We start from the raw sequence: 22,994 nt of genomic DNA, 5'->3' as shown, positions 1-22,994 counted from the left end.
GTCAGGAGCCGGTGGCGCCGGGGGCGGGTGACGTCGCGTCCGCGACCAGGTCGTCGAGACTGATGTGGAACAGCGGGTGCCGGCCGCTCAGCCCGGAGATGAGGGTCACGAAGTCCGCGGACGGTTCGTTCGTGCGCTCGGGGTCGACCATCTCCTGGGCGAGGCTGTAGTAGAACTCCTTGTACTTGCTCTGGTCGTAGAAGCGCTCCACGAACGACCGGATCTCGTCGAAGAAGCCGGAGTACGCGGCGGCGTACCGGTCCAGCGCCTTCTCCTCGATCCGCGGGTGCTCGATGATCCGGTCGAGGATCTTGGCCAGGGTGCTGCCGGCGAGCGTGGCGAGCGCGACGCCGGTGGAGAACAGCGGATCCACGAAGGCCGCCGCGTCCCCGACCAGGACCCAGCCGTCGCCGTAGAAGCGGTTGCTGTGGTACGACCAGTCGCGCGCGGTCCGGAAACCGGCACACTGTCGTGCGCCGGCGAGCATCTTCGCCAGCTTGGTGGTGCGCTGCCGCTCGGCGTGGAACAGGTCCTCCAGCGACTGCCCGTTCTCGCCGGCGGTCGCCGAACGCGTCACGTAGCCGACGCTGATCGTGCCCTTGTCGATGGGGATGGCCCAGAACCAGCCGCCGTCCAGACCCTCGATGAGGATGTTGGTGTACTCGTCGCCCGGCAGCCGCTCGCAGTTGTCGAAGTACGTCCACACCGCGACGTTGCGCAGCTCGTCGTGCCACTCCACGTCGGCGAGCCGGCGCCCGAGCACCCGGGCCTGCCCCGAGGCGTCCACGACCAACTGCGCCCTCACCTCCTGCAGTCCGTCGAGGCCGCGCACGGAGAAGCGCACGCCGGTGACCCGGCCGTCCACCTCGATGGGCTCCTTGACGGTGGCGTCCTCGATCACGTAGGCACCGAGCTCCTTGGCCCGGTCCAGGATGAGGGCGTCCAGGTCCGCCCGCCGGGTGTGGAAGGCGTATTCGTGCCCTCCCCCCTCGACGAACGAGAAGTTCCACGGCACCTGCTTGTTCCCCCAGACCAGGGTGCCGCCGTATTTGCGCTCGAATCCCCGGGCGTCCATGCGCTCGGTGATGCCCATTTCCTGCATGGGCCGCATGAACGCCGGAATGAGGGACTCTCCGACGTGATAGCGGGGAAAGCGTTCCCGGTCCAGCACGAGGACCCGGCGGCCGCGCTGCGCGAGAAGTCCGGCGGTGGTCGCCCCGGCCGGCCCACCGCCGATGACGATCACGTCGTACACGTCAGGGACCCCGAAAAGAGCGGACGACATTCTGGGACCTCCCATAGTGGCTGTGTGGTCGCGCCCGAAAGACCGAAAACCTCTGCGGAGCCGTCCGGCCGGAACGCACGGTCAGTCTGCACAGCCCCCTCTGCAAGGGCTCTGCATGTTGTCTGGACCCCTTCTTCGGAGGCGCACGGGTTCCAGGGAGGAAGCAGAGACCTTGCCGGACCCGCGGGAAGCAGGCAGGGAACCGTCTTCAGGAGTCCGACGCGCTGCGCACCACGTTCAAGTCCAGGACCTGACGCACTCTTGTCAACAGGCGCCGGTGCGGCGCGAAAGCCCGCATGTGAAGCCGTCTCGCCGGAGCCGAGCGACGCTTTTCACACTCCTCGACCGGCATGTCCCGGTGTACAGTCGAGACCGCCCTTGACCTGCACAGAGCAGGCAGGGAGCCGTCTTCGGGAGTTCAACATGCTGCGCACCATGTTCAAGTCCAAGATCTAGCATCTGGGCGTTTGTGCAGGTCAGAGGCGTAGCGGGGCCGCTCAGGTCAGCAAATGGTCAGCATCGGGCGCGGGAGTGTCCTGACTTGCTGACCTGCCGGCCGCCGTGGCGGGGCCTGGGCGCGGATGTCCGGCTCTCGTTTGGAGGTTGCGTCTCTTGGCTCGTCAGCTCGCCCGGGGGATGGGGTCGTTCTTCAGGGACTGCGGCTGTGCCCGGCCGTCCCGGTGTCCGCATCCGTACACGATCCGTTTCCGGAACGGGATGGGAACAGAGTCCGAGGAGGGCGGCATCGGGACGCAGGACGATGCGATCGAGCGTCTGACGCAGATCTATACGGAGAAGAAGCGCACGGCGCCGTCTGTGGCAGAGGCGCGTCGCGATCAAGAAGCCGCTCATCACTCCTCCTTTCGTCTTACGGTTTTTGAGGTCCGGAGAGCCTCCCCCGGCCAGGCTCCGGGACATCCGGTTCTCAGGCCCCACGAGACTCGGCTCAGCTAGCCGTGCGTCCCCACTGGGCTCCGATCTGCTGCCACTCGTCCTCCAACGCCGTGCGACGCCGACGATTGAGTACCAGCCTGGCCCCGTAGTAGCCGGCAGCCGCCGCCGTGACGACGGCGAACGACGAGGCGGCGCCCATGAAGGCGGCGTCCACGCCTGCCTCTGTCGCGGTCGGGGGCGCGGGCGTCAAGTGGTTCTGCCGGTCCGTCCAGACCGACACTCGGGAACCCGCCTTGAGTCGTCCGTCGACCGCGGCCTTGCCCGAGTGCCGGGTACCGTCGGACGCCGTCCAGCGCACGGTCGCGTCGACGCGGCCCCCCGTCGTGCCGTCGGTCAGAGCGTTGCGGGGCACGTCCGATACGAGCGTGGCGGTGACGACATGGCGTTCTGCGCGTCGCTGCGCGGCGCTGTGGGCGGAGACCTGTGCCCCGAGCACTCCTGCGACGGGACCCACCAGAGCGATGACGAGCCAGACGATCAGCAGGATCCATGCCTCGAGCACGTCTTCGCGACGACGCAGCGGATTGCGGCGCCAGCGCCACAGAGATCGTCGAATGGTTCCGTTCCCGCGCATCGTGACCACCTCCGGCTGTCGTCTCCAGCCTCACGCCGTGGCACCCCGTGCAACAGGGCCCTTCGGGTACCGCCCGCGTTCCTCATAGGCCGTCCGGCCCTGATCGTTCGCGGTGCTCCACAGGACGCCTGAGACGCGTCGACGCATGGACGGCCGACGAGGAGATCGTCTCTCGCCGATGCCCGCAGAGAGCCGACGCAGCCGCACCGTCGGGCCACTCTCAGGAGAGGGGCGGTCATGTACGCACACGTTGGCGACCGGCTTGTCGTCGAGAGTCTTTCCACCGGTGTCTTGGCGGGACGGTGAGACAGTCGGCCTGCACCACGACGACGGGACGCCCCCGTACGACGTGCGCTGGTCGGACACCGGGGACGTCACGCTGGTGTTTCCCGGCCCGGACGCGCATGTGGACCAGCTCGGCGAACCGCAGCGACCGATGCCGGAGGCGAGGCGCATTGCCGACCGGACTCACCATGGTTCGGTGCACGGCGGTGACGCGGGTGGCGTCGGCGGCGCCTGGCCACAGCCCGTCGCCGCAAAGGTCTCAGCATCGAAGCGGTGGCCGAGGGGGCACGTATGGCGCCCGGTCACCTGTCCTACTTGGAGACGCATACCGCCGACCCGGGTTCCGGCACTCTGGTGCGGCTGGCAGACGCCTTGGGGACGACGTACGGCGCTTTGCAGGGAGGTGGCTCGGACCGACCGTCCGGGCGGGGATCGGCGCTGCGCGACCCGCATCTGCTCGACCTCGGCGAAGAGGAGTGCCGGGGCCTGCTCTCCACCCACGGAGTGGGACGTCTCGTGTTCACTACGGAGCACGGTCCTGCCGTGCTCCCGGTCAATTACGAGGTGACGGACGGGGTCGTGGCCTTCCGTACTGCCTCCGGCTCCACAACGGCCTCGGCCGTAGAGCAGCAGGTCGCCTTCGAGGTCGACCAGGTGGGCGACGCCATGAGCCTGGAGTGTCCTGGCCGTGGGTCGTTGCCGGGCCGTGACAGATCGGGTTGAGGCGGAACGGCTGGACGAGGCCGCGCACACCAGGCCCTGGGCGGGTGGACGGCGGATCGACTGGCTGGCCGTGGATATGGAACGTCTGACCGGCCGGCGCATCAGCTCGGCGGCCGAGTCGTGAGCGGTGCGCCATCGGGCGCGGCAATGGAATCGACTCGGCCGACGTGAGGGAGCCGACCGGACGGGAACCTCCACGGGTGTCGGAGCCGTGCCCTCGTCGCGACAGTGGCCTTGTGCGCAGCGCACTGCGCTGGACGCTTCCTGGACCGGCCGACACGAGTGGCGTCCCTGGAGCGTCGTGACCTTGCCAAGCGTCCCTGACCCTCGACGGCTCAGTGCGCGGGGTCCGTTTCCCGCTCCTGGCGGACGACGACGACCGGGCAGGCCGCGTGCTGGGCACAGCGTTGGCTTACCGAACCGAGCATAGCCCGGGCGAACGCGCCCCTGCCACGGCGGCCCACCACGAGGACGTCGGCCCCTTCCGAGGCACGGATCAAGATCTCCGACGGGTCACCCTCGACGAGTACCTCCCTGAGACCCGGCGGCCGTTCGTCGGGGAAGATGGCATGCAGCTCTTCGGAGAATCGCTCACGGGCCTGCTGCAGGTCGAAGTCGGGGTCGATGGCGGGACCGGTGAAGCCCGCCGCGGACGGTGTGTCCCACACGTGGATCGCCTCCACGACACCACCGACGGTGCGCGCGTGCCGATCCGCCCAGCGCAGCGCGGCGTAGGAGGAAGGGGACCCGTCCACGCCCACGACCACGCGTGCTGTCGGCTCAGGTGTTTGCATGGCCACCTCACTCGTACGTGCTTCCCGTCTCCGTCCACGCTGCCCGCTGTCGGCGTGACGCGCCAGCCGACTGCATCGGTGGTTGGTCACGCCGTGTACCCGATGCCCCGTGATCGCCGGAGACGAGGTTCGAGGAGAGCAGTTGTTCCCGAAGGTCTTCCGCCAACCCGGAGAGCGGCTCCGAAATCACGGCCCGCCCCGGTTGAGGAACGCACGGCCGCAGGGTCTCGGCGGGAAGGGTTGCCAGGTCCGCTGTCAGGCGGACACGTGCCGCCGGCAGGGTGTCCGGCGGGCTCAGGCGGCGTCCGTCGCGCATCAGCGTGCGAAGGAGTGGCTCCGCATCGGGCGGTGCCTCTTCCTCCCGCAGGGCGATGATGTCCGGGTGGCCCGGGCGGCGGTACACCTGCTTGCTCCCCGGCAGTGTGGCCTTGCCCGACGCCAGTTTCATCACCGGGTGGCCGTCGTACTCCACGAGTTTGTAGGCGGAATCGAGGTAGGGAGCGTCGGCGGAGGTGCCGACACGGGTGCCGACCGCGTAGACGTCGATGGGCGCGCCCGAGCGGACCAGGACGTCGACCCGGTACTCGTCGAGGCCACCGCTGGCGATGACGCGCACGTCGGGCAGGCCGGCGGCATCCAGTTCGTTTCGGGCCCGTCGGGCGAGATCCTCCAGGTCACCGCTGTCCAGCCGGACGGCGCAGCCCGGTCCCCGCTCCAGGTCACGCAGGACCCGGGCCGCCGTGCGTACCCCGCGCACCGTGTCGTACGTGTCCACCAGGAAGGTGACGGGCCCGGGATGGGCGCGGGCGAATGCGCGGAAGGCGGCCTCCTCGTCGGGGAACGCCTCGACGTAGGAGTGGGCCATCGTGCCGGACGCGGGCAGCCCCCATCGGACGGCCGCGGTCACGTTGCTGGTGCCCGCGAAGCCTGTCAGAGCCGCGGTGCGGGCGGCCTGCAGACCAGCGCAGGTGCCGTGCGTGCGGCGCAGCGAGAAGTCGAACACCGGGTGCCCGGCAGCAGCCAGGACGGAGCGCACCGCTTTGGACGCGACGGTCGTCTGGTGCGATATCTGGTTGAGCAGAAAGGTCTCGACCAATTGGGCCTGCGCGATCGGAGCGGTCACCTCCAGGAGCGGCTCTCCCGCGTACACGATCCGGCCCTCGGGCACGGCGCGAACCTCGCCGGTGAACGTCATGCCACTCAGGGGTGCGATGTCGGCGGTGGGCCGACGCAGTGCTGAGGCGAACATTTCCAGGTCGGCGGCGGTGACGTGGAGATGACTGAGGTAGTCGAGCGCCGGTTCCGTCCCCGCGCTCACGAGGAAGCCCCGTTCGGGAGGCAGTGAGCGGACGAAGAGGCTGAAGGTCGCCGATTGGTTCATGCCCTCACGCAGGTACGACAGGGCCATGGTGACTTCGTACAGGTCCGTGGTGGTCACTTCCGACATGGCAGTCACCTGCTCGCGACGGTCGAGGTCCCGCTCCGAGTCCAGTCTTTCGCGCTGTTGCACACGCGAGGAAGGGCCGCACAGTCCCTGCCTCGCGGACAGTGGCGGGTCGCACGGCCCCTCCCCGCTCCTCGCGCCAGTGATCGGTCATGGAAGTGCGGGCGGGAGGGTGAGACGACCAGCGCGCTGTAAGGGCTGCCGGTCCGGCCCGACCTGCTTGCACCGCTGTGCGGGCACAGACTGTGATGCGCGGAAAGTCGTCGGGTCAGAAGATTCGGGACAACTGCTCGCCGAGCGGCATGTCGATCACGCGTCGGACGCCGGCAGGCGTGCGCAGGACGACTCGGCCGGTAGGTCCTCGCCTAGGCACATCGCCTATACGCACCGCATTCCGACCCTCCGGGAGCGAGTGCAGCGCGGTGAGCGCGTCGGCCTCGTCCGCGGGGGCGACGAAGGCCACCAGGCATCCGGCGCCGGCCACGGTCAGTGGATCGAGGCCGAGCAGGTCACAGACCGAGACGACCGCCTCGGGGACCGGAACGGAGCCCGCGTCGATCTCGACCGCCACCTCCGAGTCACGAGCGATCTCGTTGAGCACGGTGGCGAGGCCGCCTCTGGTGGGATCACGCAGGCTGTGGATGCTCCGCCCGAACGGCGCCAGCGCGTCGACGAGCCGGTGCAGAGGTCTGCTGTCCGATGCGACGCCGCCGCCGGAGGCAAGTCCTTCGCGTGTCGACAGGACCGCCGTCCCGTGCAGGCCGATCGGGCCGGAGAGCAGTACCGCGTCCCCGGGGCGGGCGAGCGAGGCGGACGGGCGCAGTGCCAGGTGCCGCTGCCCGACGCCGGTGGTGATGAACACCTTGTCCACCGCGCCGTGTCCCACGGCCTTCGTGTCGCCGGTGACGACGGGTACTCCGACGCCGAGGGCCGCCGCGCTCAAGGAGCGAGCCACCGCCCGGAGTTCGAGAGGGGGAAGTTTCTCCTCGATGATCAGAGCTACGGCCAGGGCGATCGGTCGGGCACCGCGCATGGCCAGGTCGTTGACCGTGCCGTAGACAGCCAGGGAGCCGATGTCCCCCTCCGGGGAAGAAGAGAGGGCTGACGACGAAGCCGTCGGTGCTGATCACGAGGTCGGGGTGGTCGGGCAGCAGGGCGGCGTCCTCCAGGGCGCCCGGTCGTCCGCCGAGAGCGGGCAGCACATGGGTGTCCAGCAGTTCGCCGGTCGTCCGTCCGCCCGCCTCATGGGCGAGCAGAACCGCCTCGTCCTCGTGAGGGGGCGGGAGGCTGGTGGCGTTCATGAGGACGTTCCTTCCCAGACATCCGGAGGTGTCCGTAGGGAGGAGGCGGACACCTGTGAGCACGTTGCCGGCCTGTTCACTCGGGCTCCTTGCGGTCGTGGGACCCCCGACGGCGAATCGCGCAGCGGCACCGTCGACCGGGCAGACGCCTCGGTGGATTCCGGCCGCTGGCCGACACAGGCTCGGCCGTGGTCGGTGACCCGGAACCGTGGTTAGTACGGCATAGGACGTCCCGACGGTGTACGCAGGTCGGGTGGATCCGGCCGACGCGGAGGGCGCGGGCGCCTTGTCATCTGGATCCGTTCCATGACGATCGCCTCGTCTCGCGGTGCTCCCCCTGATCCACAGCCTCACTCATGTGCGGAAACCGGAACAGGGGCCTCTGGGTTCATCGCGCGGCCCGGTCGGCCTCGTCCGGGGCCGAAGGTCCCTCCTGTGGACCCAGCCAGTCCCTGCCACGTCGGCCGTGGTGGTGCGACCGTGGAAGTGGCAACCCACGCTGCACGAGGTGGCTGGAAGAGAGAAGGCGGTGGGGACGATGGCACTTCCCCTGGTTGTGGGCGTCGACGGGTCGGACGGCAGTGTTCTGGCCATCGACTGGGCGGTGGACGAGGCGCTGCGTCGACGGCTTCCGCTGCGCCTGGTCTACGCCTCTTTGTGGGAGCGGTACGAGGGCGTCCTGCCGAGCATGAGCCGGGAGCGCTCCTCGGAGCAGGTGATGGCGGACAACATCGTCGGAACAGCCGCCGAACGTGTCCGGCGATACGCCCCCGGCCTGGAGATCTCCACGGACACGGTGCCTGCTGAAGCGGTGTCGGCGCTCCTGGCCGAAGGGATGCACGCCACCGCCGTGGTCACCGGATCACGAGGACGCGGGGAACTCAAGGGGGCACTGCTCGGCTCGGTCAGTCTGGCCGTGGCGGCCCGGTCCGACTGCCCCGTGATCGTCGTCCGAGGCGACAAGTCCGCGTTGTCGGGCGCTCACGAACGCGTCCTCCTGGGCGCAGGCGACCCCGACACAAGCCGGGAGGCGGTTCGCTTCGCCTTCCATGCGGCCGAGACAAGGGGCTGCGAGCTGGACGTGGTGAGGGCATGGCGGTGCCCGGAGTACGAGAGCACCGACGCCGGGGCCCCAGCCGGTTCCGAGCACCAGCACGAGGAACGGGCTTCCGCCTTGATCGACACTGTGATCGCCGAAGCGGTCACGGCACATCCGAGTGTGCGACTGCGCAGGACGACGATCGAAGGGCCGGCCCGAAAGGTGCTGGTGGCGCGGTCGGCCGCTGCCGATCTGGTCGTCGTGGGTGCCCGGCACCGGTCGGGCCACTTCGGCCTCCAGCTCGGACGCGTCACTCACACCCTGCTCCAGCACGCGGCCTGCCCGGTGGCGGTGGTCCCGCAGGCGGCGTGACACCCGCCGGCCCACCCGGTGCGCGGTGCCACACACGGCGCAGCGCATCCGGTGTGAAGAACCGGGATCGACCTCACTCTGGGCATGGAGTCCACCCATCGGGGAGAAGGAGGGCCGTCCGGCCCCTGGCCCCCGGTTCTGGCTGGGGGAAGACTGGCCCTGTAGGCGGGACGCCTCTTCGAGGAGCGATCGATGATGGACAGCGAGCTGGCCGACCGGGCGACCGCGATCAGAGTTTTCCTCCTTGACGACCACGAGGTCGTCCGCAGGGGCGTTCACGACCTGCTGGACGACGAACCGGACATCACCGTGGTCGGTGAGGGGGCCACCGTCCAGCAGGCGCTGGTGCGCGTTCCCGCGCTGCGTCCGGACGTGGCGGTGCTGGACGTGCGCCTGCCGGACGGCGACGGAGTGAGCGTCTGCCGGGAGCTGCGGTCGAGTATGCCGGGTCTGGCCTGTCTCATGCTGACCTCGTTCGACGACGAGGAAGCGCTGCTCGACTCGATCATGGCGGGCGCGGCCGGGTACGTCCTGAAACAGATCGAGGGCTCCGACCTGGTCTCCGCCGTGCGCACCGTGGCCCGCGGCCAGTCGCTGCTGGACCCGAGCGCCACGGCGAAACTGATGGCACGGCTGCGCGGTGGTGAGGAACAGAAGGAGGAGTCGGAAGCGCTGCCCGGTCTGACCGAGCGCGAGCGGGACATCCTCGCCCTCATCGGAGAAGGGCTGACCAACCGGCAGATCGGCCAGCGCCTGTACCTGGCCGAGAAGACCGTCAAGAACCACATCTCCCGCCTGCTCGCCAAGCTCGGTGTGGAGCGGCGCATCCAGGCCGCCGTGATCGCCACCCAGGCGCAGGACCGCATGCGAGCCGAAGGCCGCTGAGCGCCGTCGCGAGCCTCTGGTCTGTGATCTCCGGCCGCACACGAAGCAGCAGGGAACTCCTGTGTCGTGGTCGCTCCGCAGCCGCTACCGTGGCACGTATGCGGCCGGAAAGCCGCACTGTCCCTGGCGTGGAGGCCGGTGGTGGACGAGTCCGAGGAGACGCGGGAGGCCAGCGTGCGCCTGCCGCAGCTGCGGCTGGACGAACTGCTGGGCGAGTTGCAGGCCCGGCTGGACGCGGCCCGCGGCACTCGGGACAGGGTGCACAGTCTGCTGGAAGCGGTGCTGTCCGTCGGTCGGGAACTGGACCTGGAGCAGGCCCTGCGCGGCATCGTCGAGGCCGCGGCGACGCTGGTCGACGCCGAGTATGCCGCGCTGGGCGTGATCGGCCCGGACGGCAGACGGCTGTCCGCGTTCCACACGGTCGGAGTCAGCGAGGAGGAGATCACCCGCATCGGGCACTTCCCCGAGGGACACGGCATTCTGGGTGAGTTGATCAGGCACCCGGAGGCGCTGCGTCTGGCCAAGCTGTCCGACCACCCCGCCTCCTACGGGTTCCCCGCGCACCACCCGCCGATGAACACCTTCCTGGGTGTCCCCATCCGGGTACGCGACCACGTCTTCGGCAACCTGTACCTGACGGAGAAGCGCGGCGGGCAGGAGTTCGACGAGGACGACGAGTCGGTGCTGTCCACCCTGGCCGTGGCGGCGGGCGTGGCGATCGACAACGCCCGGTTGTACGAGGAGACCCGGCTGCGTGAGCGCTGGCTTCAGGTCAACGCCGAGATCATGCACACGCTGATGTCCGGCGCCGAACAGGGCGGGGCGCTGCGGCTGATCGCCGAACGGGCTCGGGAGATCACGGCATGCGCGCTCGGCGTGGTGGCCTTGCCGGTGCCGGGTACCGACGAGCTGGCGGTGGAGCTGGCGATCGGACGCGAGGCCGGGGCCTGGCGCGGACGGGTACTGCCCGTGCGCGGCAGCCTCATGGGTGAAGCGTTCGCCCGGAGTGTGCCCGTGAGCAGTCAGGACGTGTCGCACGACGAACGGATCACGGCTGGCCCGCCGCGGTTCGCGGGCCTCGGGCCGGCGGTGGCCGTCCCCATCGGTACAGACGAGCACGTGCGCGGCGTGGTGCTGCTGGTCCGCGAGGCGGGTGGGCCCGTGTTCACCGAGAAGGAGACGCAACCGCTACAGGTGTTCGCCGCTCAGGCGGCGGTGGCGATGGAACTGGCGGAACGCCGCCGGGACGCGGAGCAGATCGCGTTGTTGGAGGACCGCGACCGCATCGCCCGCGACCTGCACGACCTGGCGATCCAGCGCTTGTTCGCCACGGCCATGACGCTGCAGAGCGCAGGGCGCTTCATCCAGCATGACAAGGCGGCGGAACGCGTGCAGCGTGCGGTGGGCGACCTGGACGAAACGATCAAGATCATCCGTTCGACGATCTTCGGCTTGCGTTCCCGGGAGGACGAGCCGGCGTCGTCCACACTGCGGGCCCGCGCGGTGCGGGCGGTCGCCGAGATGGCACCGGTGCTGGGCTTCGCGCCAGGAGTCCGTATGGAGGGCCTGCTCGACACACACGTACCGAAGGACACCGCCGACCAACTCGTCGCCGTCATGACGGAGTCCTTGACCAACATCGCCCGCCACGCCCGCGCGAGCCATGCCGAGGTCGCGCTGGAGACCGACGGCAAGTCGGTCCGGCTCACAGTCGCCGACAACGGCGTCGGCATCCCGCCCGGCGGCCGCCGCAGCGGACTGCGCAACATGGAAGAACGCGCGCAAAAACTCGACGGAGAACTGCGACTGGAGCGCCCACAGGACGGAGGCACCCGCCTCGTGTGGCGGGTGCCTGTGGATCAGGCGGAGGGGAAGGACGCCGGAACGACGCCGTGATCGTCGAGGCCGGCCTGGGCTCCCGTCGGCCTGTTCCGTACGTCATGGGCTCCAGACCTGGTCGACGCCGCGTCGTGGTGAAGCGAAGCCAACGGGGCCGTACCGAAGCGTCTGTGCCCGACCACGGAGTCGGCCGGCGAAGCTCAGCCGGCCGTGCAGGTCGGCCCACTCCACCGCCTGCTGGGGGCAGGGAAGCTCGCACGGCGTGAGCGGGGTGGCCAGCAGGAGGGCGCGTGCCGGCGCCTGGGCCGACGCGCAGCCAGTCCTTCCACTGGTAGTGGGCGGTGATGAGGACCGAGCTGCGGGTGCCTCTCGCCCCGCCGGGACCGGCGAGAACAGGTGGTCACTCCTCGGTCTCGTTCCGCTGTCCCCGCGCTCGGCAGGGCCGGCCCGGCCCTCGCGGGAGCTGACCGTCCTGACCGCTGCATCCGCCGGCGACGTAATCGGTCTCGGTCGCCTGTGGGTCCGGCTTCCCGTCGTCCGCGACCGGAAGTGGCTGCGCTCAACACGATCGGTGGGGCGGTCCCGGCGCCGGGACCGCCCCACCGGCCGGCCGAAGGGGACTCTCGGCCGCGACCGGGGACCTGCGGTCCCTGTTCCTGGGACCGGGCGCGGGACACGCTGAAATCAGAAGACCGATACAGGAGGTGGGGAGCATGACCCGCACGATCACGGTGGGGATCGACGGTTCACCCGAGAGCCACGCCGCCGCCGAATGGGCGGCCCGCGAGGCCGGGCTGCGCGACCTGCCGGTACGGCTGCTTCACGTGTGGGAGCCGGTTCCGGCACCCCTGGCCGAGGACCCGGTTCTCGGCACCGAAACCCACCAGTACTGGACCGAGCATGTCCCACGGAAGACGGGCGAAGGGCTCCGGCTGCGCCACCCCGGTGTCGAGGTGACCTGCGACCAGCGGTCCGGCCCTCCGGCGAACACGCTGGTCGAGGCCGTCGAAGAGGCGGAACTGCTGGTCCTCGGTTCACGCGCCCTGAGTGGACTCGGCGGATACCTCGTGGGATCCGTCGGACAGTCCGTGATCGCCCACACCGAGATTCCCGTGGTCCTCGTACGGGCCGGTGAGATGGCCGCCGACGAACACGTCATGGATCCCGCCGGGATCCCGTCCGCGGCCACCGCTTTCCGGCCGGTCGTGGTCGGCCTCGACATCGACGGCTATGACGACGGCGTGCTCGTCTTCGCTTTCGAGGAGGCACAGCGCCGCAGGACGGCGTTGCACGTGGTGAGCGGCTGGCAACTGCCGCCCTATTACCCTTACGTGCTGACCGCCGGCTCCGTGCCCGACGTGGGGGTGGCCCGCAGGAAGGCAACCGACCTCACTCGGGTGATCCTGCCCTGGCGGCAGAAGTACCCGGACGTCGAGGTCGTCGAGGTGTCCCGTTCCGGCAGTCCCGCCCGCCACCTGGTCGATGTCGCACACGACGCGTCCCTGGTGGTCGTCGGCAGGCGCATCCGCGGCAACCCGTTCGGCGCGCACATCGGCGCTGTCACCCACGCGGTGCTGCACCACGCCACCGCGCCCGTCGCCGTCGTTGCGCACTCCTGACGGTCCCTGTCGCGTGGAGGAGGCGTCATGTATCTGCCACTGGTGGTCGGCGTGGACGGCTCCGAGTCCAGCATGCGGGCCGTCGACTGGGCGGCCGACGAGGCTGACCTGCACGGAGTGCCCCTCCGCGTGCTCTACGGAGCGCTGTGGGAGGGGTACGAAGGGGCGTCGCTTGCACGGGAGTTGGGCGAGCTGTCTGCTCGGGTGCAGGCCGAGGACATCCTGGGGGCCGCCGCCAGGCGCGCCCGGTGTCGGCATCCTGATCTCCTCGTCACCACCGAGATGATGCCCCACGAAGCTGAGCACGCCCTGGTCTGCGCCGGACGCAACGCGTCCGTGATCGTCGTGGGCAGTCGCGGCCGTAGCGGCGTCGCGGACCGGCTGCTGGGCTCCGTCAGCCGGACCGTGGCCGCCGCGAGCGACTGCCCGGTCGTCGTCCTGCGCGGCAACCACGACAACCGAGCCGTCACCGGACGGTACGGCAGGATCGTCGTCGGTCTCGGCGAGGCACCTTCGTCCGTCCTGCGGTTCGCCGTCACCGAGGCACGCCTGCGCCACGTGCCACTGACCGTCGTGCGGACGTGGCGCTGCCCCGCCCACGAGACGGTTGATCACCCCTTGGTGGAGGGGGAGCCAGCCCGGCTGTACGAGGAGCGGGCAGCCATGGAGCTGGAAGCAGCCCTGGAAGACGCCCCGTCCGACATCGCCGTGCGCCGGCACACCGTCGAGGGTCCGGCGCGCAGCGTGCTGCCCGCTGCTTCCGCCGAGGCCGACCTGATGGTGATCGGCCGTCGAAGTCATGGCCGGCTCGGCCGGGTCGCCCACTCCGTACTGCACCGCTCGGCCTGCCCGGTCGTCATCGTGCCGGAGCAGAGGTGAGCCCGATGCCCGGCTCCCGGGCCGTCGGTACCGCAGCGGTGGGGTGGCGGGGAGACCGGTCGGCGCAACCCGGCCCGGCGAGTGGAGAGAGTGATGACGGACGACCTGGGACGTTCCGCGATCCACGCCCTGCTGACGGACGGAACCACCGTCCGTATCCGCGCCGTGGAACCCGTAGACCACGATCAACTTCACCGGCTCTACGAGAGGATGTCACCCGAGAACCTGCGGATGCGTTTCTTCGCCGTGAGTCCACATTCCGCCGCCGCCGCCGCAGACCACGCCTGTGAGCCGTCCCGGCCCGGCCACCGGGCACTGGTGGCCGAGCTGACGGGTCGGATCATCGGCCTCGCCGAGTACGACGCAGGGGAGGAACGAGGTTCGGCCGAGTTGGCCGTCGCCGTCGCGGACGGCTTGCACCACCGCGGCGTGGGCACCCTCCTCGTCGAGCACTTGGCCTCCGCCGCCCGGGCCGACGGCCTCACGTGCTTCGTGGCCGAGGCCCTCAGTGAGAACCGGGAAGTGCTCCGTCTGTTCACCGACCTCGGGCTGCGGGTCACTCACCGCATGGACGGGCCCGAGACACGCTGCACCATCGCGCTCGACCAGGACGACTCCTATCTGAGGGCGGTGGAAAGCCGCGGGCGCACCGCGGACGTGGCCAGCATGGAGCCCCTGTTCAGGCCGCGGACGGTCGCCGTCGTCGGGGCCGGCCGACAGCCCGGTTCCGTGGGACGCGCCGTACTCCGCCACCTGCGCACTGGCGGCTTCACCGGCCGGTTGTTCGCCGTGAACCCGCATGCCCACGCAGTTCTCGGCGTTCCGTCCTATCCCGCGGTCGCGGCGCTGCCCATCCCGCCCGACCTCGTCGTGATCGGCTCCCCGGCCGCCGCCGTGCCGAGCGTGGCGGAGGATTCCGGCAAGGCGGGCGCACGTGCCCTGGTGGTCGTGTCAGCAGGTCTGGACCCCCCTCAGGCGCAGGCGCTGCTCACCGCGTGCCGCACCCACGGTATGCGCCTCGTCGGCCCGAACTGCCTAGGTGCCGCCAACACCGACCCGGAACTGCGGATGGACGCGACCTTCGCCGCCGGGCACCCGAGCCGGGGAACCGCAGGCATCGCCGTTCAGTCCGGAGGTGTCGGCATCGCCCTGCTCGGCGGACTGTCCCGCCTGGGTATCGGGGTGTCGACGTTCGCCTCGCTCGGCGACAAGTACGACGTCAGTGGCAACGACCTGCTCCAGTGGTGGGAGAACGACGGTGTCACCGACCTCGCCCTGCTGTATCTGGAGTCTTTCGGCAATCCGCGGGCCTTCTCCCGTACCGCCCGGCGCGTCACCCGCCGAATACCGTTGCTGACCGTCGACGCCGGCCGCACCGACGCGGGCCGTCGTGCCGCCGCGTCCCACAGTGCCGCCGCGGCCACCGGCACCCTGACCAGACAGGCACTGTTCACCCAGGCCGGCATCACCGCGACCCGCTCCATCGGAGAGCTGTTGGAGACAGCCGCTCTGTTCCACGCCCAGCCCCTGCCCGCCGGGACCAGGGTCGCCGTCGTGACCAACGCGGGCGGGGCCGGCGTACTGGCCGCGGACGCGTGTGTGGAGGCGGGGCTCGTCCTGCCGGCGTCCACCCCCGGACTGATCCAGGAACTCCTTGCCGTGCTGCCCGACGGAGCAACTGCCGGTAACCCAGTGGATGTCACTGCCGCTGTCGCCGAGGACGAACTGCGCGATTGCCTGGACCGGCTCACCGCCCACCGCGGTGTCGACGCCGTCGTGGTCGTCCTCGTCCCCACAGCCGTGGCCGCCGCGACCGGCGACGACCTGGTACGAGCCGTCACCCGAGGCCCCGGCAGACGGCGCACCCCTGTCGTCCTGGTCCGCCTGGAGCAGGACGTGCCCGTCCGCCTGCTACCGGCCGGCGAAGGCAGAGTGATCCCCTCGTACGCCGAACCGAACGCGGCGGCGCGCGCATTGACCCACGCCGCCCGCCGGACGGTCTGGCTGGCCCGCCCGCCCGGCACCAGGCGGATCCCGGACGGCATCGACACCCAACGGGCGCACGCCCTGGCCGATGGCTGGCTCACCGCGCACCCGGACGGCGGCTGGCTTGAACCGGAGACGTGCGCCGAACTCCTGAGCTGCTACGGCATCCCCCAGCCCCCATGGGCCTGGGCGGAAACCGAGGCCGATGCCGTGCGCGCCGCCGAGCGCCTGGGCGGCCTGGACGGCCGGGTCGTCCTGAAGGCGTACTGGCCGGGACTGGTGCGCGAGGACGCTCAGCGTGCCGTTCGTCTCGATCTTCTGGGTGAAGCCCAGGTGCGGGGCGCCTACCGGGACCTCCGGGCACGCTTCGACGTGATGAGCGGGGCCGTCGTGCAGCCGCTGGCGGAACGCGGCACCGAACTGCTCGTCGGCATCGTCCAGGACCAGGTCTTCGGACCGGTGGTCATGTTCGGACCGGGCGGAATCGCCACGGAGGTGCTCGTCGACCAGGCCGCCCGTCTCGCCCCGCTCACCGACCTGGACGTGCACGACCTGATCACCTCACCGCGCTGCGCCCCGCTGCTCTTCGGCTCGGCCGGAACGGACCCCGTCGACCTCGTCGGTCTTGAGCAACTGCTCCACAGGGTCTCCCGAATGGCCGAGGACCTGCCGCAATTGGCCGAGGCCGACTTCCATCCGGTCCTCGCGACGTCCGTCGGCCTCACGGTCCTGGACGCCCGTGCACGCCTGCTGCCGTGCCGCCCGCAGGACCCGTATCTGCGCCGGCTCCGCTGGTGACCTGAGTCAGAGACTCTGTGGCAGTAGGCGGCGACGTTGTCGAGGATCTCGTCGACGGTCGGGAGATCACCAGGTGAGCCGAAGCACGATAGTTGTCATTTCTCCTCGTCATCGCCCTGGGGCCGCGCCAGCGTCGGGCGTGGGACTTCGTCGACCGGCGAGGTGCCCATTGAGGGACGGCTGAACCGGCCTCCTGCGCCTGAAGGGAATCCGCCCATCAGGACGGAAAGCGGCCACGATCTCTGGAATGCCCGAGTCCGTCCGCGTCCTCCTCCTGCGCTCCATGATCGGACCGGGACATCCGGGCATACCACCGATCGCGGGCACGGCCCGCCGGAACACAAGGGGGACTCATGGCCGAACTCGACCTCGGAGTCGCAACGCGCTGGGAGGAAGCGGAGAGCCACGGCCGGGTCAAGCTGGCGAACAACCGGATCTACCCGGACTCCCCGGAGAAGGACGTCGCGATCATCTCGCCGAACAGCGTGGAGATCGCACTGAATTCCAACGAGTCCACCTCTCAGGAGGCAGACAAGGTCTACATCACCACCCAACACGGCAGCACGAAGAAGATCCTCGCCATCATCGACTCCAACGGCAACCTGAAGATCGCCGGGAAGCTGATCACCGACCAGAAGGACCTCACCTGGGACGACTGAGCCCCCCGGGTGGCCCGGATCCGGGCACTGAGGCCATGCACCGTGTGAACCTCCTCCTCACGTAACACCAGGGTCCGCACGACCGGTCAGGTCGTGCGGACCCCTCGTCATTGCTGGGGTCAGCCGCGGCCGGCCCGATCGCCCGGTATCCGTGATGGGGACTTCGTCCACGCTCGTGCCCGGCATCCGGCGAGTACGGGCCATGGGAACGGGTCTACGACCTGTTTCGCCGATGGCAGCGGAACGGCACCTGGCACCGGATCGTGAGCCGGCTTCAAGCCCTGGCCGACGCGAGGGGAGCGATCACGTGGGATCTGAGAGTTGACTCCACAATCTGCCGCGCCCATCAGCATGCGGCCGGGGCTCGCAAACAGGGCGACCTGCAGAAGGAACCACCGGGTGGCATCTTCACCGAGCCTCGTGATCACGGGCTGGGACGGTCGCGCGGCGGCTTCACCACCAAACTGCACCTGGCCGTCGAGCAAGGGCAGAAGCCCATGTCGATCGTGATCACCGCAGGACAGCGCGGAGACTCCCCGCAGTTCGAACCCGTACTGGCAGGCGTTCGCGTGCCCCGCATCGGGCCGGGCCGCCCTCGCGTCCGCCCCGACCGGGTCCGTGCCGACAAGGCGTACGCCTCCCGCAAGAACCGGGCCTACCTGCGCCGCCGCGGAATTCGCTGCACCATTCCCCTTAAGACCGACCAGGTGAGTCACCGCAGGAAGCCCGGGTCCCGTGGTGGCCGGCCACCACGTTTCGACCGGGCCGACTACCGGGATCGTCATGCGGTCGAGTGCGGGATCAGTCGTCTCAAAAGGAACCGTGCGGTCGCCACCCGATATGACAAGCTCGCCGTCCGCTACGAAGCGATCATCCTCGTCGCGGCTATCAACGAGTGGCTGTGACGGGACGGACGGACGCGGCCTCATGCCCGTGTGCTTGACGAGCTGCGCGATATGAAGGTGCGCGGGACCTGACGGTTGTCGTACCGTGGTGAGGTTCCTGCTGCCTGGTGACCGCAGCGGCAGGGCCCGGACCCTTCGTTTCACGATCTCGAGGTGAGCTTGTACCCCCAGGCCAAGTAGCCGTCCGTCGTTTCCCCGCGTTCTGATGTGAACGCGTGCGGGGGCGGACGTCGCGCTGGTCTGAGTTGCGTCACCCCCTCCCGCATTTCCCTTTGCTTCCCGGGTGCAGCTCTGCCGTCTGCCCCGGGCCTGGTGCTGTGCTGACCCGTTGCGGCCGACGGCGGGCTCCCCGATTCTTCTGGATCAGGAGCTTCTCCGTGGTTTCCCCCGCGCTCGGCAACGAGCCGCAACAGTCCTCCGAGCCCTCCGCCCAGCCAGGTGCGCCCAAGGTGGCCCTGGCCGCGAAGATCGCCCTGCTGGTGGTCCTGGTCGCCGAGCTGATGAATATCCTCGACAGCTCGATCGTCCTCACCGCCCTGCCCACTCTCCAGGAGTCGCTTGGCGCCGGACCGGCCGCGCTCCAGTGGGTGACGGCCGGTTACTCGCTGACGATCGCCCTGGGGCTGATCACCGGCGGCAGGCTCGGTGACCTCTACGGCCGCCGCAGGATCTTCCTCGTCGGCACCGCCGTCTTCACCCTGGCCTCGCTGCTGTGCGGGCTCGCCGGCGACCCGGGCACGCTGATCGCCGCCCGCATCCTGCAGGGCGGCGGGGCCGCCGTGATGCTGCCGCAGGTCCTGGCCACCCTCCACGTCACGTTCGACGGCGAGCAGCGCAGCAAGGCATTCGGCCTCTACGGTGCCGTCCTGTCGTTCGGTTCCGTCCTGGGGCCGGTGCTGGGCGGTGTGCTCACCCAGTCCGACCTGTTCGGCCTGGGATGGCGGCCGGTCTTCCTGGTCAACGTGCCCCTCGGCCTGGCCGTGTTCCTCCTCGGCCGGAAGTTCGTCCAGGAGTCGACCGCGGAGCGGGCGCAGCGTCTGGACCTCACCGGCGTGCTGCTGTCCGCGCTGTCCATCGTCCTGATCGTCTTCCCGCTCACCGAGGGCCACGCGCACGGCTGGCCCCTGTGGTGCTGGGCCATGCTCGCCGCCGGCGTCCTCGTGCTCGGCGTCTTCGCCCGCCACCAGCAGCGCAGGAAGGACGACGGCCCGCTGGTGGTGCTGTCGCTCTTCCGGGACCGGGCGTTCTCCGGCGGCCTTTCGACGCAACTGCTGCTCGGCCTGTCGACCGGCATGTTCTTCATGACCTGGACGCTCTACCTCCAGCGCGGCCTGGGCATGAGCGTGCTCCAGGCTGCCGTGGCCTTCGTCATGATCGCCCTGGGTGAGCTGGCCGGAGCGACGGTCGCGGTAAAGGCCGCCGGACGCTTCGGACGCCGCCTGCCCCAGGCCGGGATTCTGCTCGTGCTCGCCACGATGACCGCTTACGGCATCCAGATCGTCAGCCGTCAAGGCGACCTGACGCTCCTGGCGATGACCGTTCCGCTCCTGCTGCTCGGACTCGGCTTCGGCGCGGTCGGCGGGCCGCTCGCCGACATGGCACTCGCCAAGGTCCCGCACGAGAACGCCGGTTCGGCCTCGGGCCTGTTCAACACGTCCATCCACCTGGGCATGGCCCTGGGCACTGCACTGACCGCCTTGGTGTTCTTCTCCGCCACCGGCGGCTCGACCGACGGCGCGCTCAACCGGGACGCGTTCACCGCCGTCCTGTGGTGGGTCGGCGCTGCCTTCGCCGCCATGTGGGCGCTGATGTTCCTCCTGCCCACACGAACGAGCAACCAGACCGACTGAGCTCTAGCCCGCTGCGGCAGCACACCGAAGAACATGCCGCCGCAGCGGGCACCCCAGAGCACTTCCGACACACGGCCTAGGCAGAGCGACCTGCGAAAGAAGGCAGACCGCCATGCGGGACAAGGTGCTTGCAGTCGACGGATCGGCCAACGGGCCGACGGCCCGGATCGCCGAGACTGCAGCCGAGGTCCGGCCGCGAGGAGGGCATCGCGGCCGAGGCGCCCGCGCGGTCGGGTGACGGATGTGAAGCCGTACGACGCCGCGGTGGTCGGCGGCGGGTACTACGCGGGACGCCGGCACAGGGACGCCGGTGAGACCGCGGACAAAGTGCTGCCGTGCGTCGGGGCGATGGTCCTTCTGATCAGCAGGCTGCCGCTCTACCTTCGCTCCTGTGATCAGGATCCCCGAGGTGACGAAGCGGCTCGTGGTCGGCCGTGCCCTGCGCAGCAGTGAGATGGGGCAGACGCTGCTTCCCAAGCGCGTAGCCCTGCCGATCTTCGCCTCGGACCCCTTGTCGTCGGTTGCGTACGCGACGCAGGAGATCCTGTTGGTGCTCACGCTGGGCGGGATGGCGTATGTGCATCTCACGCCGTGGATCGCGGCGGCGGTCGTCGCGCTGATGACCGTGGTGGTGCTGTCGTACCAGCAGGTCGTACGCGCCTACCCGAGCGGTGGGGGCTCGTACGAGGTCGTGTCCGCGAACCTCGGCGAGAACGCCGGTCTGGTGGTGGGGGCGGCCCTGCTGGTCGACTACGTCATGACGGTGGCGGTGTCGGTGGCCTCCGGCGTGGACAACATCATCTCCGCCGTTCCCCAGTTGCACACCCAGCGAGTGCCGATGGCTTTGGGCTTCGTGGCATTGCTCGCGGTGGTGAACCTGCGGGGAGTGCGCGAGTCCGGACGGGCCTTCGCCGCGCCGACGTACCTGTTCGTCAGCGGCGTCCTCATCATGGTCGCCACCGGGCTCTTCCGGTATCTGGCCGGGGACGCACCGGTCGCCGAGAGCGCCTCGTACGGCATCCGGCCGCAAGAGGGCGACGCACAGCTGGCCGGTGTGGCGCTGGTACTGCTGGTCCTGCGGGCGTTCTCCAATGGCTGCACCGCGTTGACCGGCGTGGAGGCGATCTCCAACGGCGTCCCCGCCTTCCGGAAGCCGAAGTCGCACAACGCGGCGATCACCCTGGCCGCGATGGGCCTGATCGCCATCACCATGTTCGTCGGTGTCACCACTCTCGCGATCGTCGCCAAGGTCCACATCGCCGATGACGCCTGCCGGCTCACCGGACTGGGCCAGGACTGTTCCGCCTACCAGCAGCGCACCGCCATTGCCCAGATCGCGGCCGCGGTCTTCGGCGGGGAGAGGAGTGTCGGCTTCTACTACATCCAGGCGGCGACCGCACTTGTTCTGGTCCTCGCCGCGAACACCGCGTTCAACGGATTCCCGCTGCTCTCCTCGGTCCTCGCGCAGCGCCGCTACCTGCCCCGTCAGCTGCACAGCCGCGGCGACAGGCTCGCCTTCTCCAACGGGATCGTGGCACTGGCCGTCACCGCGGGCCTGCTGCTGTGGGGGTTCGAAGCCAGCGTCACGGCCCTGATCCACCTCTACATCCTGGGCGTCTTCGCCTCTTTCACTCTCTCGCAGACCGGCATGGTCCGGCACTGGAACCAGGCCCTGTCCACAGTGAGCGGCCCCGCGTTGCGGCGCCGCCACCGTGTCGCCAGAACCATCAACGCGGTCGGCGCGGTGTTCACCGGCCTGGTCCTGGTGGTGGTCCTGTTCACGAAGTTCCTCGACGGCGCCTGGCTGGCCGTACTCGCCGCCGGCGTGCTGTGGTTGCTGATGCGCGCCATCCGCATGCGTTACGACCGCACCGCCGCCGAGCTGACCAGCACCGACCCGCACACCGACCTCACCTCGCCTTCCCGTGTCCTGGCAATCGTGCTGGTCTCCAACGTCCACAAACCGACGCTCCGGGCCCTGGCCTACGCCCGCGCTTCCAAGCCTGACCGGCTGGAGGCACTCACCGTCGCCGTCGACCACGACGAGACACACGCGCTGGAAGACCAGTGGCAGCGGCTGGGCATCGACGTCCCCCTCAAGGTTCTGGACTCTCCCTACCGCGAGGTCACCAGGCCCGTCGTCGAGTACGTACGCTCCCTCAGCCGCGAGAGCACGCGCGACATGGTCGGCGTCTACATCCCCGAGTACGTCGTCGGCCGCTGGTGGGAGAACCTGCTGCACAACCAGTCCGCGCTCCGGATCAAGGCACGCCTGCGCTTCGCTCCCGGAGTCATGGTGATCAGCGTGCCCTGGCAGCTCGTCTCCTCCGCGCGGGCCGACCACCACGGTGCACGTGCTCCGGGTTCCGTCCGCCGAGGCGAACCGCCGAGCTGACCGGGCGCCATCGCGAGGCACGGAGGGCCCGTGCAGCTTGCGGGCCCCGCGGACCGTCGTTTCACTGGGGACAAAAGGGAGCGTGACCGGTGGACAGACCAGTGACGGTGGGCGTGGACAGCTCCCCCTCCAGCATGAGGGCGCTCGACTGGGCTGCGGACGAGGCCGCCCTGCACGGCCGGCCCCTTCGTATCGTGCACGCCTCCGTGTGGGAACGCTTCGAAGGCGCCACCCCTGTAGAAGATCTCCCGGAAAGCCGGACTGAGACCGCCGTACTTCAAGAGATCATCACCAGCGCCGAAACCCGGGCCCGCCGGCGCCGCCCCGAGGTCAGGATCCAGGCCGAAGTCCTGCCGGGAGAACCCACCGACGTCCTGGTCCGCGCGGGAGAAGACGCCTTCGTACTGG

15 protein-coding genes and 2 pseudogenes are annotated in these 22,994 nt (G+C 69.7%); 12 read left to right on the top strand and 5 right to left on the bottom strand.

Annotated elements, in window-relative coordinates:
* Position 1: 1 nt before the first annotated feature.
* Together EV562_RS03370 and EV562_RS03360 are read right to left on the bottom strand one after the other, a co-directional pair.
* Entirely contained in the window at positions 2-1,285 is a 1,284-nt protein-coding gene (locus EV562_RS03370) for an NAD(P)/FAD-dependent oxidoreductase (RefSeq protein WP_133885106.1), read from the bottom strand.
* Between the two features lie 946 nt (positions 1,286-2,231).
* Entirely contained in the window at positions 2,232-2,813 is a 582-nt protein-coding gene (locus EV562_RS03360; protein WP_133885105.1) for a hypothetical protein, read from the bottom strand.
* Positions 2,814-3,371: 558 nt separating this feature from the next.
* On the opposite strand from EV562_RS03360, the gene EV562_RS35965 reads away from it, so the two are divergent.
* On the top strand, positions 3,372-3,821 hold the full coding sequence (locus tag EV562_RS35965; protein WP_347877064.1) for a pyridoxamine 5'-phosphate oxidase family protein: 450 nt from the start codon (positions 3,372-3,374) through the stop codon (positions 3,819-3,821).
* On the top strand, positions 3,805-3,945 hold the full coding sequence (locus EV562_RS35960; RefSeq protein WP_347877063.1) for a hypothetical protein: 141 nt from the start codon (positions 3,805-3,807) through the stop codon (positions 3,943-3,945). The genes EV562_RS35965 and EV562_RS35960 overlap by 17 nt, the downstream gene beginning before the upstream one ends.
* A 211-nt stretch (positions 3,946-4,156) precedes the next feature.
* On the opposite strand, the gene EV562_RS03350 is transcribed toward EV562_RS35960, so the two are convergent.
* The 3 genes and pseudogenes from EV562_RS03350 to hypE form a co-directional block, all read right to left on the bottom strand.
* Positions 4,157-4,615: a universal stress protein gene (locus EV562_RS03350; RefSeq protein ID WP_133885104.1), complete on the bottom strand. Its 459-nt coding sequence runs from the start codon at positions 4,613-4,615 to the stop codon at positions 4,157-4,159.
* 7 nt (positions 4,616-4,622) lie between these two features.
* On the bottom strand, positions 4,623-6,062 hold the full coding sequence (locus tag EV562_RS03345; protein ID WP_243859953.1) for a nicotinate phosphoribosyltransferase: 1,440 nt from the start codon (positions 6,060-6,062) through the stop codon (positions 4,623-4,625).
* A gap of 265 nt (positions 6,063-6,327) precedes the next feature.
* A pseudogene (gene hypE, locus EV562_RS03340) lies at positions 6,328-7,360 on the bottom strand (hydrogenase expression/formation protein HypE).
* 538 nt (positions 7,361-7,898) lie between these two features.
* Here hypE and EV562_RS03335 point away from each other — a divergent pair.
* From EV562_RS03335 to EV562_RS03285, 10 genes and pseudogenes are all read left to right on the top strand, one after another.
* On the top strand, positions 7,899-8,771 hold the full coding sequence (locus EV562_RS03335) for a universal stress protein (RefSeq protein WP_208298274.1): 873 nt from the start codon (positions 7,899-7,901) through the stop codon (positions 8,769-8,771).
* Between the two features lie 192 nt (positions 8,772-8,963).
* The gene (locus EV562_RS03330; RefSeq protein ID WP_133885103.1) at positions 8,964-9,656 is read left to right on the top strand and encodes a response regulator transcription factor; all 693 of its coding nucleotides are present in this window, start codon (positions 8,964-8,966) and stop codon (positions 9,654-9,656) included.
* A gap of 141 nt (positions 9,657-9,797) precedes the next feature.
* A complete protein-coding gene (locus EV562_RS03325; protein WP_133885102.1) occupies positions 9,798-11,552 on the top strand; it encodes a GAF domain-containing sensor histidine kinase in 1,755 nt (584 codons plus the stop codon).
* Positions 11,553-12,208: 656 nt separating this feature from the next.
* Positions 12,209-13,114 (top strand): universal stress protein, encoded by a 906-nt coding sequence (locus EV562_RS03315; protein WP_133885100.1) that lies wholly within the window; start codon positions 12,209-12,211, stop codon positions 13,112-13,114.
* Positions 13,115-13,141: 27 nt separating this feature from the next.
* Positions 13,142-13,993, top strand: coding sequence for a universal stress protein (locus EV562_RS03310; protein ID WP_133885099.1), 852 nt, complete (start codon positions 13,142-13,144; stop codon positions 13,991-13,993).
* 93 nt (positions 13,994-14,086) lie between these two features.
* Positions 14,087-16,777: a GNAT family N-acetyltransferase gene (locus EV562_RS03305; RefSeq protein WP_133885098.1), complete on the top strand. Its 2,691-nt coding sequence runs from the start codon at positions 14,087-14,089 to the stop codon at positions 16,775-16,777.
* 353 nt (positions 16,778-17,130) lie between these two features.
* Positions 17,131-17,436: a DUF6342 family protein gene (locus EV562_RS03300; protein ID WP_133885097.1), complete on the top strand. Its 306-nt coding sequence runs from the start codon at positions 17,131-17,133 to the stop codon at positions 17,434-17,436.
* 200 nt (positions 17,437-17,636) lie between these two features.
* Positions 17,637-18,341, top strand: a pseudogene (locus EV562_RS03295) (IS5 family transposase); the annotation flags it as partial.
* Positions 18,342-18,718: 377 nt separating this feature from the next.
* A complete protein-coding gene (locus EV562_RS03290; RefSeq protein WP_133885096.1) occupies positions 18,719-20,191 on the top strand; it encodes an MFS transporter in 1,473 nt (490 codons plus the stop codon).
* 391 nt (positions 20,192-20,582) lie between these two features.
* Complete coding sequence (locus tag EV562_RS03285) at positions 20,583-22,586, top strand: APC family permease (RefSeq protein WP_133885095.1); 2,004 nt, start codon at positions 20,583-20,585, stop codon at positions 22,584-22,586.
* Positions 22,587-22,994: the final 408 nt, after the last annotated feature.

It is taken from the genome of Streptomyces sp. BK208 (assembly GCF_004364245.1).
In the GTDB taxonomy this organism is placed as follows: Bacteria; Actinomycetota; Actinomycetes; order Streptomycetales; family Streptomycetaceae; genus Streptomyces.
This window is presented reverse-complemented; position numbering and strand designations above follow the sequence as displayed.

What these genes read in the sequence shown, in the direction of transcription:
- EV562_RS03305 (WP_133885098.1), top strand. Translation starts at nt 14,087, where the DNA reads ATGACGGACGACCTGGGACGTTCCGCGATCCACGCCCTGCTGACGGAC.
- EV562_RS03335 (WP_208298274.1), top strand. Translation starts at nt 7,899, where the DNA reads ATGGCACTTCCCCTGGTTGTGGGCGTCGACGGGTCGGACGGCAGTGTT.
- EV562_RS03360 (WP_133885105.1), bottom strand. Translation starts at nt 2,813, where the DNA reads ATGCGCGGGAACGGAACCATTCGACGATCTCTGTGGCGCTGGCGCCGC.
- EV562_RS03315 (WP_133885100.1), top strand. Translation starts at nt 12,209, where the DNA reads ATGACCCGCACGATCACGGTGGGGATCGACGGTTCACCCGAGAGCCAC.
- EV562_RS03310 (WP_133885099.1), top strand. Translation starts at nt 13,142, where the DNA reads ATGTATCTGCCACTGGTGGTCGGCGTGGACGGCTCCGAGTCCAGCATG.
- EV562_RS03345 (WP_243859953.1), bottom strand. Translation starts at nt 6,062, where the DNA reads ATGTCGGAAGTGACCACCACGGACCTGTACGAAGTCACCATGGCCCTG.
- EV562_RS03300 (WP_133885097.1), top strand. Translation starts at nt 17,131, where the DNA reads ATGGCCGAACTCGACCTCGGAGTCGCAACGCGCTGGGAGGAAGCGGAG.
- EV562_RS03350 (WP_133885104.1), bottom strand. Translation starts at nt 4,615, where the DNA reads ATGCAAACACCTGAGCCGACAGCACGCGTGGTCGTGGGCGTGGACGGG.
- EV562_RS03330 (WP_133885103.1), top strand. Translation starts at nt 8,964, where the DNA reads ATGATGGACAGCGAGCTGGCCGACCGGGCGACCGCGATCAGAGTTTTC.
- EV562_RS03370 (WP_133885106.1), bottom strand. Translation starts at nt 1,285, where the DNA reads ATGTCGTCCGCTCTTTTCGGGGTCCCTGACGTGTACGACGTGATCGTC.